Origin of the sequence: Bacteroides celer (assembly GCF_002632415.2) — a bacterium.
In the GTDB taxonomy this organism is placed as follows: domain Bacteria; phylum Bacteroidota; class Bacteroidia; order Bacteroidales; family Bacteroidaceae; genus Bacteroides.
Genome location: NZ_CP178209.1, coordinates 5,845,598 through 5,864,547 on the forward strand (window position 1 = coordinate 5,845,598; position 18,950 = coordinate 5,864,547).

The following is an 18,950-nucleotide window of genomic DNA, read 5'->3' on the forward strand; positions in this document are numbered from 1 at the left end:
TAGTCAGAGGTCTTTATGTTACAACTAATTACCATCTTGACATTCTAATGAGAAGGAACAACATTATCCCTATTCTATCTTATTGAAAAAAGACAACTATTCATACAGAATCTACTTTTGTGTTTCTAATAAACTTTCTTATCGTTTTTAATAAACGGTATTCCTATTTATTAAAAACGATAAGAAGTATATCTACTGCAAACAGTTCAATTTTATACAACAAAAAAGGTTGCAAACTCATCAAAAGTCTGCAACCTTTAGTATATAATAAATTTCCTCTTCTTCTAAAGAGAGGTAAATCGTCGGCAACTCTGTTCTAATATTATACTATTCATACACATAATTTCCAATCAATAAGTTTCTTTTCTGATCACAAAGATACAAAATAAAAAGTCGTTTATCAAGTTCTTATTTCAAAACACTCCATCTATTAGTTATAAAGCAGCTACACAAAAGCACGAAATTGGGACAAACCTCTCTATTGTAACGTGATCTATCCATTCTGCGATTATAGCAAAGGAGTGCAGTGGCCCAATGTCATCCAGCCTCGTCCGGCAGATTATACTTTCGCTTCCATGCCCAATCCGGTAGGTAGCTATCGGAGGGATTTCACTCTGCCCGATTCATGGAAGGGGAGAGATATATTCATCCGTTTCAATGGTGTAGAAGCTGTTTTTTACATCTGGGTAAACAGCAACCGGGATTACCAATCGAAAGACATTCAATAAACAGCTCTCTTTATAGGTAATTCCAAGATATGTTTTCCTGCTTCCAAATTTACTGCACGCTCTCCTTTCACATTGTCGGGTGCATAAAAGGTAGCAGTGCTATTTGCCGGAACAGTTACATGATAGACAATACGGTTCTTTTTACATTCCCATTTAGAGCAGATTTCCCCATAAGGTGATTGATATCTGGCTTCGAACTCATTTAATCCACTGGGGAAATTAGGCCGAAGGAGAATATGTTTAAATCCGGGATTTTCGGGGTCAGGGAAGATTCCACCCAATCCTTTATAAAACCATCCTCCAATTTCACCAAACATCATGTGATTGTCCGATATGTCACGTGTGGCGTTCAAATCCCAGTTCTCCAGTAATGTGGTAGCACCATTGGCAATCCAGCAGCCCCATGATGGATAAGTGTCTTGTGCAGCTAATTTATAAGCCGTTTCAGCTTCACCGTTCTCACTTAACGCATTCAATATAGCTTTTGCCCCCAACACACCTACATCCAAATGAAAGCCGGCTGCTTCCACCTGTTTTGCCAGATTCCGGGCTACTTTTCTCTTCAACTCTTCGGGAACAATGCCCCATTGCAAAGGAACGCTCTGTTCCGTCTGAACGCCGCTACCATAAATGCCCGTTTCTCTATTCAGAAACTTGTCATTAATCGCGTTCTTTATCTTATTGGCAAGAGCAGAATAATATTTATAGTCTTCCGTTTTATTAAACATCTTTGCGGCATTGGCAAGTATTTTGGTGTCCACATAGAAATAGACAGAAGAGGTCAGTTCCTTGGAAGAATGTGATTTAACAGGCACCCAGTCTCCTCTTCCCCATGAGGTCAATCCGGTCGGACTGGTGCGATCCACATAGTCTACATACCGCCTTATATTTTCATAACAGTCTGCCAACAGTTTATGATCGCCATAAAACATATAAATATTCCATGGAATAAGGGCAATAGTGCTTGTCCAATCCAGTCCATTATCCGTACCATATCCCCAGCCTCCTGTAGGGATAATATCGGGAAGTACACCATTGGGCTGTTGCTCGTCTCTATGGTCGGCAAGCCATTTCTCATAAACAGTGATACCGTCATAATTGTATAATGCCGTTTCAATAGCAAAATGACCGTCGCCTGTCCATCCGTTCTTCTCACGCTGGGGACAGTCGGTAGGATACCCCATCAAGTTGGACAAATAGGCATTATTTGTTGTCCACCAAAGACGGTTGATAAGTGCGTTCGAAGTATGAATCGTCCCTTTCTGCGGAACATCACTATGCACAAAGTAGGCAGTCAGACTATTCTCATTCAATACAAGGGGGTTAGTGCTTGTTACTTCCACGTATCTGAAACCTTTATAATTGAATCGTGCCATAAATTCATCCTCTCCCTTTCCACTCAAAACGAGGATGTCCGTTTGAAAAGGATCGGAGTTGTCTACCGGGCGATGATACACATCAATATTTGACGTATTTACTCGTCCGTTGTCATACAACCGCTCACCATGTTTCAACCTCACCACAGTTCCCTCTTCCCCGGACACTTTAATGCGGGTGACTCCTGCCATATTGCGGGCAAAGTCGAATACATACGTTGTGTCATTAAGTTTCTTCCAGGTTTTTACGGGGATCATTTCTACTGCACGAATCGGCTGCACTTGTTGTGACACCACATTCTGTGAAGGAACAGCCCTATATCCTACTCCATTCCATTTAGAATCGTCAAAGTTCACGGTATTCCAGCCTTTCTGTTCCAAACGGGCGTCGTAATGCTCGGCTGTATAAATGCTATTAAAGATCAATGCGCCGGATGAAGTTTTCCAGTCCCGCTCCGTAGAAACGACTTCAACGGAACCATCCTCATAAGTAATCCGCACATCCATACAGAAAGCAGGACGGTTACGCCAAGGTGCACGATGAAAGTCCCACACGGCCATTGACTGATGATTATACCATCCATTGCCCAACAACACACCAATCGCATTTTTCCCTTTCTGTATTTGGGAAGTAATATCATAAGTGACGTAGAAATTACGCCTGTCAAACCGGGTATATAACGGGTCCAGCCGGTGGTTTCCAATCTTCTCACCATTGATATACAGTTCATACAAACCTGCTACGGCAATATATGCCCTTGCCGACCGTATCTTCTTTCGTGCATCAAACACTTTCCGGAAATAGGGAGCAGGACGGTAATTAATATCTTTGTTATCGCTAATCCAAGCCCCTTGCCAGTGTTCCATCCCCATCATGCCCGTTTCGAAACTATTAATATCCGAAGAAGATTTCACTCCATCCTTATCCCATACATTCACTCTCCAATAATACTTGGTAAAAGGACGAAGTTCCTGTCCGGAATAGGTAATCAGAATCTGTTCGGAGTCCTTTTTGCCCGAATCCCAGATAGTTCCTTTCCCTGCAATCAATTCAAGAGAGTCTTTGTCTACGATGACTTGACAGGCTGTTTGTCGTGCTCCTTTTCGAGCATCATTCAGCATCCATGATAACCGGGGAGCAGGATTATCTATTCCCAAGGGATTCACCAAATAGTCACAAACCAGATTCACTGGTTTACAGCTGCCTGACTCTTGTGAAAATGCTGCTTGCAGCATTAAAAATAGTAATCCCGGTAATAGTGTCAATCGTTTCATTTTATCCAAAAATTAGTTTGTATTTTCTTTCAATCGGATGCCATATTTACATCGCGTGCTAATTTACGAAAAATATTGTATGGACGCTTTATCTACTTGCCTCAAAAAAGCTATATCTTTGCGGCCCGAATATATACTTGACTATGAATAAAGTTAATGGTTTACTATATGGGGTACTTTCATCGGCTTCTTTTGGACTTATCCCTCTATTTACCATTCCTGCCATGCAAGCAGGGATGCAATTTGAATCTATACTTTTCTATCGTTTCCTGTTTGCCTGTCTGGCGTTAGGCGGAATCTTATTGGTGAATGGTCAATCATTTCGCATCAAGAGGCAGGACATTCCTTCCCTGTTTCTTCTTGCGCTTCTTTATTTAATGTCTGCCGTATTCCTGTTCTGGGGATATAAGTTTATGGCTAGCGGAGTTGCCACCACTATTCATTTCATGTATCCGGTGCTTACCACGTTAATCATGATGCTCTTCTTTAAAGAAAAGAAGTCCGGCTGGCGGATCGCTGCCATTGCATCCGCAGTGGCAGGAGTTTATTTCTTATCCGGCGGAGATACAAAAACGGGAAGCTTTTCTTTCCTGGGACTTTTCATTGTTCTTCTGTCGGCACTCGGATATGCGCTTTATCTCGTCACAATGAGCCAACTAAAAATTGGACAGATGAAGGGGCTACTGCTTACTTTCTACGTATTCCTTTTCGGAGGTATTCTCCTTTTTATCGGAACGGAAACCATCAGCCAGCTTCAACCCATCAGCAAATGGCATACTGCCGGCAACTTGATTCTATTAGCTTTAATCCCTACCGTAGTTTCTAATCTTGCTCTAGTAAGAGCCGTAAAAAGCATCGGCTCCACACTCACCTCTGTGTTGGGAGCTATGGAGCCGGTAACTGCTGTATGTGTAGGTATCTTTCTTTTCGGGGAAGCCTTCACCACAAGCATTGGTGTAGGTATTGCACTGATTATCGCTGCCGTAATCGTTATTATATTAAAACGATAAAAAATGCGGTTTCATCGGAATATTTACTTCATCGACCCATTTTTAATTCCTGAATAAGATGGGCTGCCTTACCGTATTTCTCTATGATAAAGAGCATATACCGCACATCTACCCCGATGCAACGCTGCAAATCTGGTTCGAATACGATATCACTGCTCATTGCTTCCCAGTTGCCATCAAAAGCCAAGCCTAGTAATTCTCCTTTGGCATTAAACATGGCACTGCCGGAATTACCGCCTGTAATGTCATTGTTGGAGATAAAACAAACATTCATATCTCCCTGCGCATTGGCATATCTTCCGAAATCACCGGAAGAAAGCAAACTCAACAACTCCGGCTGAACGGCAAAGTCAATATCACCCGCATGTTCCTTCACTTTCTCAAAAATGCCTTTCACGGTTGTGTAGTAATCATAAGTGGCTCCATCAAAAGGAGTATATCCTCCAACCGTTCCGAAACTAAGCCGCATGGTAGAGTTGGCATCCGGATAAAAATTACGATCAGCATACATCCGGCGCATGGCTGCATTGAACAAACGCTCCCCCTCCTCTATCTGCTCGGAAGCCTCGGAAATGCTTTGATTCATCTCATAATACTTCACAATCAAATCCAGACTTAAGGAAACAGCCGGATCCTCTATGAGATTATAAGTAGTATCTCGCTCCAGAAAGCGTTTTAAGCCTTTAGGAGACGTTATATTGGAAGTTGCATACAAAGAGTCTACATAGGTCTGAATATTCCCGTTGTAGAGCGTATCTATCTTCTCATACATAGCAGGCAGAAACTTTTTATCCACTTTCGACTGATACTCTTTGAGCATGGCAGCAAAAACCTCCTTATCAATGGAAAGATCGAGATTATCATACTTCTCCAGTAACTTTTTCATGCGGGTTATCACCAACTTCTCTTCCGCCTCAAAGTCGAAATTGAGAATTTCAAGAGCGAGCTGCACTAACTCGGGACCATTTATAAACGATTCACCGAAATAAGCCAACGCACGATTGGTTTCACGGCGATTACTATAACTCAACTCTAAAGAAGAAAATAAACGAATCAGTTTCTCTCTCTCTTCCGGATGAGACTGAATCCAGTTACGAAGCTCTGCTTCAGCCACCCGCTTCTTTTCCAACACTTTCAAATGCTTGATGGCTTTATTCGTTCCGATGCTATTCTTCCAATAATTGGAGCTTTCATCGTATTTTGAAGCATACTTAATGCGAATATCCGGACGACGGTCCATCTCCCGTTTCCAGATGGTTTGTTTCACTCCCCGTACATCAATCATTGCCTGATTGATTCCATTCATCATCTCTTCGATACCATACGACGAAAGGTAACGTTCCGTACTGCCCGGATAGCCAAGCGTCATGCAGAAAGAACCTTCTTTGTATCCATCCAAAGAAATGGGTGCTACATATTCGGGATGATAAGGGACGTTTTCAGGAGAATAATCCGCCGGACCATTCTTGGCATTAGCATAGATACGAAATACGCTGAAATCGCCCGTATGACGCGGCCACATCCAATTATCCGTATCCCATCCGAACTTCCCGACAGAAGAAGGAGGTGCAAAAACCAGGCGGACATCATTATAATCACGATAAACAGAAAGCCAGAATTCATTCCCTGCATAATAAGCATCTACAATACCAGTCAATGTAGAATCCTTTTCGGAGACTTCCATACTGATTACATTCATAATCGAATCAACAGCCACACGGCGTTCTGTTTCCGTTTTAGCATGCCGGGCGGCAGACAATACGCGTTTAGTAACATCTTCCGTACGAAGCAGGAAACGAACATACAATTCCGGATTCGGCAGTTCTTCCTCAAGACTACGTGCAAAGAAGCCATCTTTCAGGTAATCATGCTCCACTGAAGAATGTTGCTGAATACTGCTAAAGCCACAATGATGATTAGTAAACACCAGACCGTCTTCAGAAACCACCACTCCTGAACAGAAGCCTCCAAAACTGACAACAGCATCTGCCAGACATGGTTTCTTCGGATCATATATTTTATTCACAGGCATCTGCAAACCAAGTTCTTTCATTACCCGGTCAGTCTGTTTATTCTTTCGGAGATTTCCCAACAACCACATTCCCTCATCGGCAAATACATTTGACAGACAGAGAGAAAAGACTATCAAGACGGTTAGTCTGAACTTCATATTATTATTTTTAGATTCATTATTCTGTAATCAGCCTCAACTTCTTCGTTCCTACGCGGGCTTTCAGCCATTCGCTGATTTTCTCTTTTTCAGCAACAGACGGATGTCTGGCGAATTTAAGGACAGCCAATGTTACCGTATCCGTCTTCATCGAATCGACCCGCACTTCGAGCGAGTGAGCGATGGAAAGAGTTGTGATGGAAGGATAAAGTACCTTCAATTCGGGTACTAATGTACGACTCATAGCATCGTACGTTCTGTATTGCTCCAGTGTTGTCTCCAGTTGGGAAATTTTCACCGCCTGTTGTTGAAGCCGTTGCTCACTGTTTTTATAGAAGTCTTCCATGACCATGGCACGGATAGAAGATACATCTACCGCTTCATTGTTCATCCCCTGTAATACAATCAGTTTCGTATCTTCCAGCTTATACTCTTTCAACTTGCTACGAGCAATAGATATCGAAGCGTCAGGCACTTCAGGGCCAATCAAAACAACCCGTACTTCTTTATGGTCATAGCTAATTTTCTTATCAAGTACCTGCGTATTCTCAAAACTCAACTGATCGTTTATAAAACGATTGGCTGCTGCTTCATAGAAAGTGCTCTTTATAATTCCAAATGTCAGATAAACTGCAGGGCACATGGTAAGCACTACAATTAGAACGATGTATTTACGTACGGTCTTCTCACGGGTTTTATCCACAAACTCTTTCCGTTGGAAATGCATCACACGAACACCGAGGAAAGTAGCCAGGCTGATAAAAACAGAGTTGATAAAGTAAAGATAAAAAGCACCCAGGAAATAAATGAGATTACCGGAAGCCAGTCCGTAGCCTGCCGTACAAAGCGGCGGCATCAATGCAGTAGCAATGGCAACACCCGGAATCACATTCCCTTTTTCCTTGGTAGAGAGAGCTACCACACCTGCCAAACCACCAAAAAGCGCGATGAATACATCATAAATAGTGGGCGATGTACGTGCCAGCAACTCTGACTGTGAACCGGCAATAGGAGCAAGAAGGAAAAAGATTGTTGCCGTAGTCACACTGAAAGCGGTCGTTATGAGAAAGCTCTTCAAAGAGCGTTTCATTAATTCAAAGTCATTCAGTCCGACAGACAGTCCCACCCCCATAATAGGTCCCATCAACGGAGAAATCAACATGGCACCGATGATTACGGCGGTAGAGTTTACATTCAATCCGAGTGATGCCATAAAGATGGCAAAAATCAAAATCCATAAATTGGCACCTTTGAACTCTACCCCCTTACGGATAGAATCCACTGTGGCCAGTTCGTTATCCTTATCTTTTCTCAAGTCCAGATATTCTCCCAGAAAGGACTTGATAGCAAACTTATTACGTTCATCTGTCTTCATAGTTATTTCTTCTTTATAAATCGATTAATAACAGGAATCTGACTCAATGGTAAATCCTTTTTGATAATATAGGCTATAAACAGCAATAAGAGTACGGTACGGAAAGCGAGACGGAGCACTATATTAGGGATAGGAACCTGCTCTCCAATAACGTAAAGTACCGCTGCCAGCAGAACATAAAGTCCGAGGCTCTTCAAGTCATAATGAATCGGGTATTCTTTCTGTCCTATCCAGTAGGATAGCAACAAGATGACTGCATAGCCCGCAACAGAAGCCCATGCCGAAGCAAGATAACCGTAAACCGGCACAAACAGGATGTTCAATACAACAATAATAACACAACCAATCACCGAGAAATAGGCCCCCCAATAGGTTTTATCCGTCAGTTTATACCAAAAGGAAAGATTGAAATAGATCCCTTTACAGATCTCTGCAAGCATTACAATGGCTACTACCCCCAGACCTTCCCAGTAACCCCTTGCCACCAGATAACGCAACAAGTCGAGGTAGAACATGACAGCAAGGAAAGCCAGCAAGGAAAATATAAGGAAATACTTCATCGCAGCGGCATACATCTTCCGGTTGTCTCCTTCTCGGTCTTTGCCAAAAACAAACGGTTCGTAAGCATAACGGAAAGCTTGCGTAAACATTGCCATCACCATCGCAATCTTACTGGTTGCTGCATAGATACCCAATTGCACCAACCCTTCCTGCCGGTCTTCAAAAAGAAACGGATAGATCATCTTATCCACAGTCTGATTTAGAATACCTACCAAACCTAAGATTAATACCGGGAAAGAATATACGACCATTCGTTTCAGCAATACCCGGTCCAACTTATAAGCAAACCCCGTCAGTTCCGGGATAAAAAAGAACATCTGAACAACCGAGATAATCAGGTTGCTAATAAAAATATATCCCACTAAATAATCAGGATCATAAAACCAGGAGATCGTTGACGGACAATGTACATTCAGCCACGGGCACACCAATAGGAAAAATAAATTCAAACCGATGCCACCAACGATAGAGAGCAGTTTGATAGCAGCAAACTTAATAGGCCGCTTTTTATACCGTAAATAGGCAAAAGGAATGCATTGGAAAGAGTCTAAAGCTACCACAACAGCCATCATCGCTATAAACTCCGGATGATCGCCATAATCCAGTAAATTGGAAATGGGTTGCAGGAATAACAAGCAAAGGAAAACAAAAATCAAAGATACCCCTCCTACCGATAACAAGGAGTTGGCATATACTTTCATCGGGTCTTCTCCCGATTTGTTGGCAAAACGGAAGAATCCCGTTTCCATACCGAACGTAAGCAGTACAAGCATCAGGGCTGTAAACGCATATACGTTTGAAACAACTCCATAACCTCCGGTGGAAGCCGGCAATACCGCTGTGTACAAAGGCACCAGCATGTAGTTAAGGAACCGTCCGACAATACTACTCAACCCATAAATTGCCGTATCTTTAGCTAATGATTTTAGTCCAGCCATGTTTTATTAGTAATTATCATTCAGATTGGTTCAACGTTTCTTCTTTTGTTTGAACAACCAATCCATAAATCCGGGATAATTGAAAGCCGGATTCCAGCTCCCATGATTACAACCGGGGAATTCAATATATTCCACATCTGCACCGGCAGCTTTCAGTGCTTTATACGCTTCGCGAGAACCTTTCACCGGAACTACATCGTCCGCATCTCCGTGAAAGATACGAAATTTCACATCCTTGGCAACCGATAGCCGACTTGGATTGACTGTACCGCAAATAGGAACTGCAGCTGCAAAAATCTCCGGATAACGCACGACTAAATCATACGTTCCCATCGCTCCCATTGAAAGACCGATAATATAAACCCGTTGTGTGTCCACTTCGGGCATTACCAGATAAGAGTCGAGCAACTGTTTAAGCGTTTGCAATATAGGACTGATCTCTTGTCCCACTGGCATTTCTGTAGGGATAAGCGACTTCGGACGTCCTGTATAAGCCCAGTAACCGTCTGTCGGACACTGTGGAATTAGAACGAAAGCGGGATACTTCTCTTGATTGACCGGATTAAGAAACATCTGTCCACCATGAGTCAACTGTTTCTCATTATCATTTCCCCGTTCGCCGGCTCCATGCAGAAACAGTACGAGCGGATACTTTTCACCTGGCTTCACCGATTCGGGATGAATCATCCGATAAGGTAAAGAGTCTCCTTTAGAAGAGACAAAAATATCCCTCCCATATTCCTGTTGAGCCGATAAAGACAAGCTCAAAAAGAGAAAAACAAGTAAAGTAGTCCATTGCTTCATCATCCAACTATGCTTTATAAAGTTCTTTTATACCGTTAATACCACTTGTCACATGACGCTTTATGTTAGTCATTAAACAGCGTTTTTTGACTGTTATAAAGACTTCTTCCCAAATGTTTATAGGCAAGTTCGGTCACCTCACGTCCACGGGGAGTACGCTTCATAAATCCTTCTTTTATCAGGAAAGGTTCGTAAACTTCCTCAATGGTTCCCGCATCTTCTCCCAAAGCCGTGGCAATGGTAGTGATACCTACCGGACCACCTTTAAATTTGTCTATAATGGTGCAAAGTATCTTGTTGTCTATCTCATCCAGGCCGTACTTATCAATATTCAGTGCTTCCAATGCAAACTGGGCGATCTCCGTATCGATAGAACCGGAGCCTTTCACCTGCGCAAAATCACGTACCCGACGGAGCAAGGCATTGGCAATACGGGGCGTTCCGCGGCTACGGGAAGCGATCTCCGATGCTGCACGTACCGAACAAGGCACATCCAGTATGGACGCAGAACGACGAATGATATTGCTCAAAATATCATCATCATAGTACTCCAAATGAAGATTAATACCGAAACGTGCACGAAGCGGAGCCGTCAGCAGACCGCTACGTGTGGTTGCACCAACCAGCGTGAAAGGATTCAAATCTATCTGGATGCTGCGTGCCGAAGGTCCCTTATCGATCATAATATCGATGCGGTAATCTTCCATGGCCGAATAAAGATATTCCTCCACCACAGGCGACAACCGATGAATTTCATCGATAAAAAGTACATCGTTCGGTTCGAGACTGGTTAACACTCCTGCCAGATCACCCGGTTTATCGAGTACCGGACCGGAAGTGACTTTAAAGCCAACTCCTAATTCGTTAGCAATAATATTCGAAAGAGTTGTTTTTCCTAATCCGGGAGGGCCGTGCAACAGCACATGGTCGAGTGCTTCGCCACGCAGGCGTGCCGCCTTCACAAAAATGCGAAGGTTTTCCACCACCTTGTCCTGACCGCTAAAGTCTTCAAAGCTTAACGGACGGAGTGCATTCTCGAAATCCCGTTCTTTTGAAGTAAGCTGATGTTCGCGTATGTTAAAATCTTCCTGTTCCATTTATTTCTTGAAAGTAGGAGACAAAGATAGAGATTTACATTCATTTTCAGTATAAGAAAGACGAAGAAAAAACTCCAATCGGTATCCGAATGGTGATGACCGAAGGGCTATTTATAAAAATTACCTATTTTATTTTATGCCCCAAAGCTCTATATACAAGAAGTAATTTCAAAATAACATAAAGAAAATCAATTAAGGCAACCGCACCAAATTTTATTCAAATCTGTGCGTTTTAAGCTAAACCGTGCGGGAATGAGTCGAATCGTCTATTCATAGGAAATGATTTCTATTAGGCATTTCTATTTATCCGTTTGCCTATCCGGATTCGTTTCACTTGCTATTTTTACTTCGTTCCACTATAGTGTTCTTTGCGGGAAACTATAGTGGAACGTAAGGGACACTATAGTTACTATTGCGTTCCACTATAGTGGAACGAAGTAAAAGTAGCTAATTGAGATAATCTGACTAGGCAATAAAGATAATTTGTTTGGGCAATTAAAAAAGTTTTATTGGTACACCTGACGGAGATACGGTGGCGAGGCATGCATTCGTTTAGCTCAAAACCGTCAGAAATGAATATTTTAGTGCGGTTTCCCTAGAAAATAATAAAGAAAACAGAGACAAATCAATCTTTTACCTACCTTTGTATCATTCTATTTTTAACTAGATTACAAATGAAAACATTAAAAAGAAAAACATGGCTTATCGTAATGGCTATTGTATCAGTATGCCTTAACCTCACTGCTTGCAGTAGCAATGATGAAAAAGAAGACGACTTTACCGCAAAAGGGCAAATTACGGGAAAGCTGGAAAAGGGACCATTCCTTCAAGGTTCTAAAGTCATTTTATACGAACTTAACAATAATCTTTCACAGACAGGAAAGAGTTATAAAACAAATACAACAAACGATTTAGGAGAGTTTTCATTCGACTCCTCTCTCGCTTTGAGTAGTCAATATGCAGAATTGGAGACTAATGGATATTTCTACAATGAAACAGAGGGAGAAGAATCTCGTGCTCCCATTACATTAAACGCCTTAGTAGATCTGAGTGAAAAAGGAATGGTAAATGTTAACCTAATCACTCACCTGGAATTCGGTCGTGTAAAAAAACTAGTGCAAGACGGAAAATCTTTCAAAGATGCCAAGAAGCAGGCAGAGCAAGAATTATTAGCATGTTTCGCTATCACCCATAAAATCGATAGTCCTGAAAACATCTCCCTCATGGATGGTAATGATAATGCAAAAATACTGTTAGCCATCTCGTCCATCCTATTATATCGCCAATCAGAAGCCAGATTTTCAGAACTTATATCCAAGTTTAGTACCGATTTTGCCCGTAACGGAACAATCACCGATACCAATATCCGTCAAGAAATGCAATCGGGACAATATAATATTAACCCCAAAAGCATCGTAAAGAAGATGAAAGAACATTATACTAGAAAAGGCGTAACTATCTCCATAGAGGACTTTAGCCAATATGTAGATCGCAACGGTGACGGAGTACTGGATGAAAACGATGCATTCACAGAAGTTATTCCAGACGACCAATTGACAGAAGAAAACATTTTCCAAGACGCAACAACTATCCAAAACGCTCTCGACGGCATATATGCAAAACTAGTAGATTTTACCACTCTTCAGCTAACTGTAGAGGCAATTAGAACCAAAAAAATAACAGCAAGTAATCTCTATAACCTACGTTTAGATACTGACAGCCGCTATATATCAGATCTCTGGAAGTCCGGTTATCAATGTATCCACAACGCCAACTTTATGATTGAAGCTTTGTCGCAATATAATTCCAATATTGATGTATCGACCTACATAACAGAAGTAAAGCTTTTACGTGCATTTGTCTATTATAATATGACTCTGTTATGGGGAAATATTCCTTTAGTAACAATTCCCCTTTCGACACCAGAGGTAGAATACATACAAAAAGAGCAGAATGAAATACTTGATTTCGTTTATAATGAATTAAACGGAATATTACCGAATCTATCCGTTACCTTTGATGAAGAAAAAGGAGGAAAAAGTAGAATGGGATATTACTCTGCTCTCGCACTAGCAGCTGAAGTTAAACTTCTGCAAGGTAAGAAAACAGAAGCTATCAACCTCCTTAATCAAGCAGAATGGGATGAATTTGCAGGAGAACAAACAGAAGCTATCTATAGTAAAAATGGTCAATCCACTATTTTCAGTCTGTCATTACTTTCTTACTCCAATACGGGGTCATTATTCAACCGATTCTTAAGAAAAGGAGACTTCTATCCGATTTATTCCTACGCACACATCAATCTATTAAAAAAAGAAGCAAAAGATACTGATATAAGTTCTCTACTCAACGAATGGTTATCGACAATAGGGCTTGAATACGGTTATTGGGGCACATTGAAACGGACAAAAACCGCCATATCAACTACTGGTTGTAAGGAATATGAGCTTTTACTTCCTATTCCACAAATCGAGCTAGTTTCATGCCCGACTTTAATACAAAATCCTGGATATATGTAAAGGCTCGCCAATCTTACCCCACCAAATATTAATGCTCTATTTGTTTGATATTAATAATTAAGTATCTCTGATTATGGTTCTAAATTACATTTGGATAGGATTCTTTGTCGTCGCCTTTATTATCGCCCTTGTAAAAGTGATTTTTCTGGGAGATACGGAGATATTTACGGCTATCATGAACTCTACGTTCGACTCCTCCAAAACGGCATTCGAGATATCGCTAGGACTTACGGGTGTACTGGCCCTTTGGTTGGGTATCATGAAAATCGGCGAGAACAGCGGATTGATTAATGCACTGGCCCGCTTTCTTAGTCCGGTGCTTTGCCGTCTGTTTCCGGACATTCCTAAAGGGCATCCGGTGTTAGGCTCCATCTTCATGAATATGTCCGCCAATATGCTTGGTCTCGACAATGCCGCCACCCCGCTGGGGTTGAAAGCTATGAAAGAGCTACAGGATCTGAATCCGAAAAAGGACACTGCTTCCAATCCGATGATTATGTTTTTGGTGATTAATACATCCGGCCTTATCATCATTCCGATCAGTATCATGGTATATCGTGCACAAATGGGGGCTGCACAGCCTACAGATGTATTTATCCCTATCCTGCTAAGTACTTTCATTTCAACTTTAGTAGGAGTCATAGCAGTCAGCATCGCTCAAAAGATAAACTTAATCAATAAGCCTATTCTCATTTTAATGGGCGTTATCTGCCTTTTCTTTTCCGGTTTGATTTATCTGTTCCTAAGCGTTTCACGAGAGGATATGGGTACTTATTCTACATTGATAGCGAATATTCTGCTATTCAGTGTCATTATCCTGTTTATTCTGACGGGAGTCAGGAAAAAAATCAATGTATACGATTCGTTTGTAGAGGGAGCTAAAGAAGGATTTACGACAGCTGTACGTATCATACCTTATCTGGTTGCTTTCCTTGTAGGAATCGCCGTGTTCCGCACTTCGGGAGCTATGGATTTTCTAGTGGGAGGCATTGGCTACATAGTAGGCTCATGCGGAGTTGACACGAGCTTTGTAGGGGCACTGCCTACTGCATTGATGAAATCGCTTAGCGGTAGCGGTGCCAACGGCTTGATGATCGATACGATGAAAGAACTGGGACCGGATTCATTTGTAGGGCGTATGAGTTGCGTAGTACGCGGAGCTTCAGATACCACATTCTACATTCTGGCCGTTTACTTCGGCAGTGTGGGTATAACCAAGACTCGTAATGCAGTGACTTGCGGTCTGATAGCAGACTTCTCGGGTATCATAGCCGCTATCTTAATCAGTTATTTATTTTTCTTTTAAATCATAACATTCAATTATGGCTGTAACTTATCAAACAGAAGGCGTAAAAATGCCTGATATCAAGAAACGTGAGACTACGGAATGGATAAAGACCGTAGCTGCTTCTTACGGGAAAAGACTCGGTGAAATCGCTTATATCTTCTGCTCGGACGAAAAAATTCTGGAGGTAAACCGTCAGTATCTGCAACATGACTACTACACGGACATTATTACTTTCGATTATTGTGAAGGCGATCGTCTATCAGGTGACTTATTCATCAGCCTGGATACGATACGCACCAATGCGGAACAGTTTGGTGCTTCATACGAAGACGAACTACATCGTGTGATTATCCACGGAATTCTTCATTTGTGCGGCATTAATGATAAAGGTCCCGGGGAACGGGAAGTTATGGAAGCTGCGGAGAATCAAGCATTGACCATGCGACAAGCGTAAGCAAGCCTCAACTGCAAACGATTTCAATAAATAAACGGTTTACTAAAACAGACTATACTGCAACATACTGTATAAATTCTGTAAAACGAAGACGCCCCATTGTAATCACTACAACGGGGCGTTTCATTAGCAACAACATGCTAATATTAACACTAAATTATTAAGAGAGAGATTTATTACTTTTTGTCGGGAGTTACTTCCGGAGTAACCAGCTTCTTGATTGATTTCGTATTCAGATACAGAAAGGCCAACCGCGGCTGTGCTTCCTGAACAACCAATTCCAATGAATCTGATGTTACGTAACCAATACGTTCACGCGTCTTATACACTTCTATTTTTCCATCGTCTTCTTTGCTGAATCCTTCTATAATCAAATAGCCGTCCTCATCTATCTTCCATGTTCTAAGATCTAAAGACGGTACGTTGATGGCAGAGCATTTTCCACCTTTTTTAAACTCAAACCCCTTGAGTTCGCCTGTTGATTCATAGGTATAAGGGTTGCACCATTTACCAATAATTTGTTTCTCCACTTTTTTCTGTCCGTAGCTGCTGAATGCAAAGCAAGACAGAGCCATAACTGTCATTAATAGTTTCTTCATTTTAATTTATTTTTCTAGTAAATCATATTTCTGATCAATTCCACGTTCTCGCAAATGAATACCCTCTTTCATCCAACGCGGCTCTTTTGTTCCTTTCAGGTAATAATCAAAGAACTGTTTCATCCGGATAGTCCAGTCTTTCTGTGCAGCCTGATTACCAAGAAAATGCCCTTCACCTTTGTAATTAAGATGCCATGCCGGACGTTGTAAACGACGCATAGCTAAATAAAGTGCACGACCTTGTTCGTAGGCAACAGCCTCATCCTTATCATTATGCCAAATTAATAATGGAGTATGTATCTTATCCGCTTCTACGATAGCAGAGCTTGCCAAATACTTATCTTTGGCTTCCCATAAACTCTTTCCCATACGGCTTTGCCATTCTTCATACATGAAATAACGCGGCAAACCGCTTCCACCACGAATACCCAAATAACCGGTTACCATATCAGTAATAGGAGCCCCGATATTAGCACAAGCGAATATATCCGTCTTCGTCACCAGATAACTAGCTTGGAAACCTGACCAACTATGTCCCTGAAGACCTATTTTTCCCGGATGCGCTATCCCCTGCTCTATCAAGTATTTCGTTCCGCTTACTACTGCATCATAACTACTCTGTCCCGGTGTTCCTATGGTGAAATGCACATCCGGCATAAATACAATGTACCCATTACTTACAAAGTACATCACATCCGCCATTGCGCTACTCAACATAGGAGCGTGATAAGTGTTCAGTCCTCCGGAATGTGTTTCATAGAACTGTACCAGAACGGGATATTCTTTATTAGCGTCATAATCTTCCGGCAAGTAAAGTATTCCCTTGTTAGGCTTATTCTCATAATTAGTCCATTCCACTAACTTTGCAGTACCCCATTTGTATTCGCTTTGTTGAGGATTAGCATTCGTTATACGAATCGGATCAGAGAAATCCGATTTACTCCACCACAGATCACGGAATTCTGATACATTCTGACGATTCCAAATACAATACTTCTGATTGTCAGAAAAACGATGAATTGAATAGATGTAAGGACCTTCTGCGAGCTTCTTCAAGCGACCTTTCATGTCAAGTGAATAAATACCTTCATCCATTGTGTTTTCATCCCATACACTAACTATAATCGTCTCGTCCGGATTGAATACTTCTTTGTCAATATTGCTGGTCATTTTACGGATAGATCTCTGATTTTTGCGACCATACCCCTTAGTGATACATTCCGGCTGACGTTCTCCGGTCAAATCGATCTTCCACCAGTCATAAGCATCATAAATCAACACATTATTACCATCAGCAGTCCAACCAGCAATACCATAAGCAGGTGCAGGATTTGGTTTGTCATAAGTTTCCTCGAATATCGGATACCCAATAGCTGTTGACATATCGGTAACCTCACCCGTTTTTCCGTCAAACTTATTCCATACCTGTGCAACAGGATCATACATCACAGCCCATTTGCCGTTCACCGACCACCTCGGTCTTGTCCGGTAGCTACGTCCTACCAATTGCTTTTCTCCCGTATGTACATTCACAGAATAGATATCAAACGGCATTTCATTAAGCCAGTCTTTCTGCGAACGATAAGGCGTTTCGTCCGTATAAAGCACATAATGAATCTCTTCCGCACGGTCCGGCTCCAACAAATCAGCATGTCCAGGAGCTACTTCCGTCAATTTTTGGGAAGTAATGTCATAGATATATTTCGAATATTGAGGATGGGAATAACGGCTACGAGTCTGCAAAGTAGGTACTTCATATTCATCCCAGGTCCACAACTCCAGTTCAAAACTCTTATCCGGCTTTATTTCCTCTTCTTTCTTATCTTTATTTACTTTCTCCTGATAAGGTCTGAGTTCCATTGTCAAAAACTTCTGGCTACTTGACAGACTAGCCCGGACAAGTTCCATTCCCGCAGGAATGACAATCTCCTTACGGTCGAATACAAGGTCGCAAGTATTATTCTTCAAAGAGAAATTATACCATAATGAATCCTTCACAGTAAACTCTCCGGTCATCCGTTCTTTGTCAAGACTGAAAGAAGAAAATCCTTCCTTGACAGAACTTTGATAAATAGTCCGGTAGGGACCTACCAACGGGCCATAACACAAAGCATTTCCTTTGGCTTGTTTACGAATAAAAAGAATCGAACGATTCTGATTATACAACGTATAATAGCCTATACTATCAATCTGAAATGCAGTTCCAGTCTTAAGGTGACGTACCACCAAACAATCGAAAGACGGAATATGGTTGACCGTATCTTCCGGTACATTGCTCACAGACACCGAATAAGGAACCCCTTCCACAGGACGGAAAGATTCTTTATACGTCCACTCCGTCTTCACTCCGGAAGGTAACGACATCAATATAGTCTTCATATTTCCGGCAGTATCCGCCTGTTCGTAATAAACAGCTCGGTCTGCATCATAATATTGGATCTGTTCGACATCAGGCAATACTATTTCTTTTCGTGTACGCGAATCAAACAGATGCAATATCTTCGACTCCTTATCATCCGAATTATATTCCATCGGAGCAATGCGATAAGTCACCCATCGCCCTGTCGGGGAAATATCTGGTGATTCGACGCGCTTCCACGACATACAAGCTGCTATATCCAACGGTTTCAATAAATGAGACTGTTGTTCCGCAGACTGATCTTTCGCTTTTTGTTGTGCTTCGACAGAGGTGTATGACAGCAGCACAGCTACCAAAAAGAAATACCTAAAGAAAGAGTTCTTCATATAGTTTATCA

The 18,950-nt window shown here is 41.7% G+C and carries 13 protein-coding genes; 5 read left to right on the forward strand and 8 right to left on the reverse strand.

From position 1 onward, the window contains the following. Window positions 1-488: 488 nt before the first annotated feature. On the forward strand, window positions 489-728 hold the full coding sequence (locus CJF29_RS23230) for a sugar-binding domain-containing protein (RefSeq protein ID WP_249364165.1): 240 nt from the start codon (window positions 489-491) through the stop codon (window positions 726-728). Here CJF29_RS23230 and CJF29_RS23235 read toward each other — a convergent pair. Beyond that, complete coding sequence (locus CJF29_RS23235) at window positions 722-3,379, reverse strand: glycoside hydrolase family 78 protein (protein ID WP_099146096.1); 2,658 nt, start codon at window positions 3,377-3,379, stop codon at window positions 722-724. The two genes, CJF29_RS23230 and CJF29_RS23235, sit on opposite strands and share 7 nt — an antisense overlap. Window positions 3,380-3,522: 143 nt before the next feature. Here CJF29_RS23235 and CJF29_RS23240 point away from each other — a divergent pair, with 143 nt between their 5' ends. Continuing rightward, complete coding sequence (locus tag CJF29_RS23240) at window positions 3,523-4,389, forward strand: DMT family transporter (RefSeq protein ID WP_074560328.1); 867 nt, start codon at window positions 3,523-3,525, stop codon at window positions 4,387-4,389. 28 nt (window positions 4,390-4,417) lie between these two features. Here the strand turns inward: CJF29_RS23240 and CJF29_RS23245 are convergent, their stop codons facing one another. The 5 genes from CJF29_RS23245 to ruvB form a co-directional block, all read right to left on the reverse strand. After that, entirely contained in the window at window positions 4,418-6,559 is a 2,142-nt protein-coding gene (locus tag CJF29_RS23245) for a S46 family peptidase (protein ID WP_004311915.1), read from the reverse strand. A 19-nt stretch (window positions 6,560-6,578) separates the two neighbouring features. Beyond that, on the reverse strand, window positions 6,579-7,934 hold the full coding sequence (locus tag CJF29_RS23250; RefSeq protein ID WP_004298044.1) for a TIGR00341 family protein: 1,356 nt from the start codon (window positions 7,932-7,934) through the stop codon (window positions 6,579-6,581). A gap of 2 nt (window positions 7,935-7,936) precedes the next feature. Further along, the gene (locus CJF29_RS23255; protein WP_004298043.1) at window positions 7,937-9,433 is read right to left on the reverse strand and encodes a polysaccharide biosynthesis C-terminal domain-containing protein; all 1,497 of its coding nucleotides are present in this window, start codon (window positions 9,431-9,433) and stop codon (window positions 7,937-7,939) included. Window positions 9,434-9,463: 30 nt separating this feature from the next. Continuing rightward, window positions 9,464-10,240 carry a dienelactone hydrolase family protein gene (locus tag CJF29_RS23260; RefSeq protein WP_004298042.1) on the reverse strand — a complete coding sequence of 259 codons (777 nt, stop codon included), beginning with the start codon at window positions 10,238-10,240 and terminating at the stop codon, window positions 9,464-9,466. 62 nt (window positions 10,241-10,302) lie between these two features. Beyond that, window positions 10,303-11,334 (reverse strand): Holliday junction branch migration DNA helicase RuvB, encoded by a 1,032-nt coding sequence (gene ruvB / locus CJF29_RS23265; RefSeq protein ID WP_004298040.1) that lies wholly within the window; start codon window positions 11,332-11,334, stop codon window positions 10,303-10,305. Window positions 11,335-12,008: 674 nt separating this feature from the next. Between ruvB and CJF29_RS23270 the strand changes: the two genes are divergently transcribed. The 3 genes from CJF29_RS23270 to ybeY all read left to right on the forward strand — a co-directional run bounded on the left by CJF29_RS23270 (window position 12,009) and on the right by ybeY (window position 15,595). After that, the gene (locus CJF29_RS23270; protein ID WP_081352738.1) at window positions 12,009-13,853 is read left to right on the forward strand and encodes a RagB/SusD family nutrient uptake outer membrane protein; all 1,845 of its coding nucleotides are present in this window, start codon (window positions 12,009-12,011) and stop codon (window positions 13,851-13,853) included. A gap of 73 nt (window positions 13,854-13,926) precedes the next feature. Beyond that, complete coding sequence (locus tag CJF29_RS23275; protein ID WP_074560456.1) at window positions 13,927-15,159, forward strand: nucleoside recognition domain-containing protein; 1,233 nt, start codon at window positions 13,927-13,929, stop codon at window positions 15,157-15,159. Window positions 15,160-15,175: 16 nt separating this feature from the next. Then, entirely contained in the window at window positions 15,176-15,595 is a 420-nt protein-coding gene (gene ybeY / locus CJF29_RS23280) for an rRNA maturation RNase YbeY (RefSeq protein ID WP_074560454.1), read from the forward strand. 176 nt (window positions 15,596-15,771) lie between these two features. Here ybeY and CJF29_RS23285 read toward each other — a convergent pair whose 3' ends face one another. Both CJF29_RS23285 and CJF29_RS23290 read right to left on the reverse strand, forming a co-directional pair. Further along, entirely contained in the window at window positions 15,772-16,194 is a 423-nt protein-coding gene (locus CJF29_RS23285; protein ID WP_008647168.1) for a lipocalin family protein, read from the reverse strand. Window positions 16,195-16,200: 6 nt separating this feature from the next. Next, entirely contained in the window at window positions 16,201-18,939 is a 2,739-nt protein-coding gene (locus tag CJF29_RS23290; protein WP_099146110.1) for a prolyl oligopeptidase family serine peptidase, read from the reverse strand. Between the last annotated feature and the right edge of the window lie 11 nt (window positions 18,940-18,950).

Coding starts and splice junctions, on each gene's coding strand:
- CJF29_RS23285 (WP_008647168.1), bottom strand. CDS start 16,194: ATGAAGAAACTATTAATGACAGTTATGGCTCTGTCTTGCTTTGCATTC.
- CJF29_RS23255 (WP_004298043.1), bottom strand. CDS start 9,433: ATGGCTGGACTAAAATCATTAGCTAAAGATACGGCAATTTATGGGTTG.
- CJF29_RS23235 (WP_099146096.1), bottom strand. CDS start 3,379: ATGAAACGATTGACACTATTACCGGGATTACTATTTTTAATGCTGCAA.
- CJF29_RS23245 (WP_004311915.1), bottom strand. CDS start 6,559: ATGAAGTTCAGACTAACCGTCTTGATAGTCTTTTCTCTCTGTCTGTCA.
- ruvB (WP_004298040.1), bottom strand. CDS start 11,334: ATGGAACAGGAAGATTTTAACATACGCGAACATCAGCTTACTTCAAAA.
- CJF29_RS23275 (WP_074560456.1), top strand. CDS start 13,927: ATGGTTCTAAATTACATTTGGATAGGATTCTTTGTCGTCGCCTTTATT.
- CJF29_RS23260 (WP_004298042.1), bottom strand. CDS start 10,240: ATGATGAAGCAATGGACTACTTTACTTGTTTTTCTCTTTTTGAGCTTG.
- CJF29_RS23290 (WP_099146110.1), bottom strand. CDS start 18,939: ATGAAGAACTCTTTCTTTAGGTATTTCTTTTTGGTAGCTGTGCTGCTG.
- CJF29_RS23240 (WP_074560328.1), top strand. CDS start 3,523: ATGAATAAAGTTAATGGTTTACTATATGGGGTACTTTCATCGGCTTCT.
- CJF29_RS23250 (WP_004298044.1), bottom strand. CDS start 7,934: ATGAAGACAGATGAACGTAATAAGTTTGCTATCAAGTCCTTTCTGGGA.
- CJF29_RS23270 (WP_081352738.1), top strand. CDS start 12,009: ATGAAAACATTAAAAAGAAAAACATGGCTTATCGTAATGGCTATTGTA.
- ybeY (WP_074560454.1), top strand. CDS start 15,176: ATGGCTGTAACTTATCAAACAGAAGGCGTAAAAATGCCTGATATCAAG.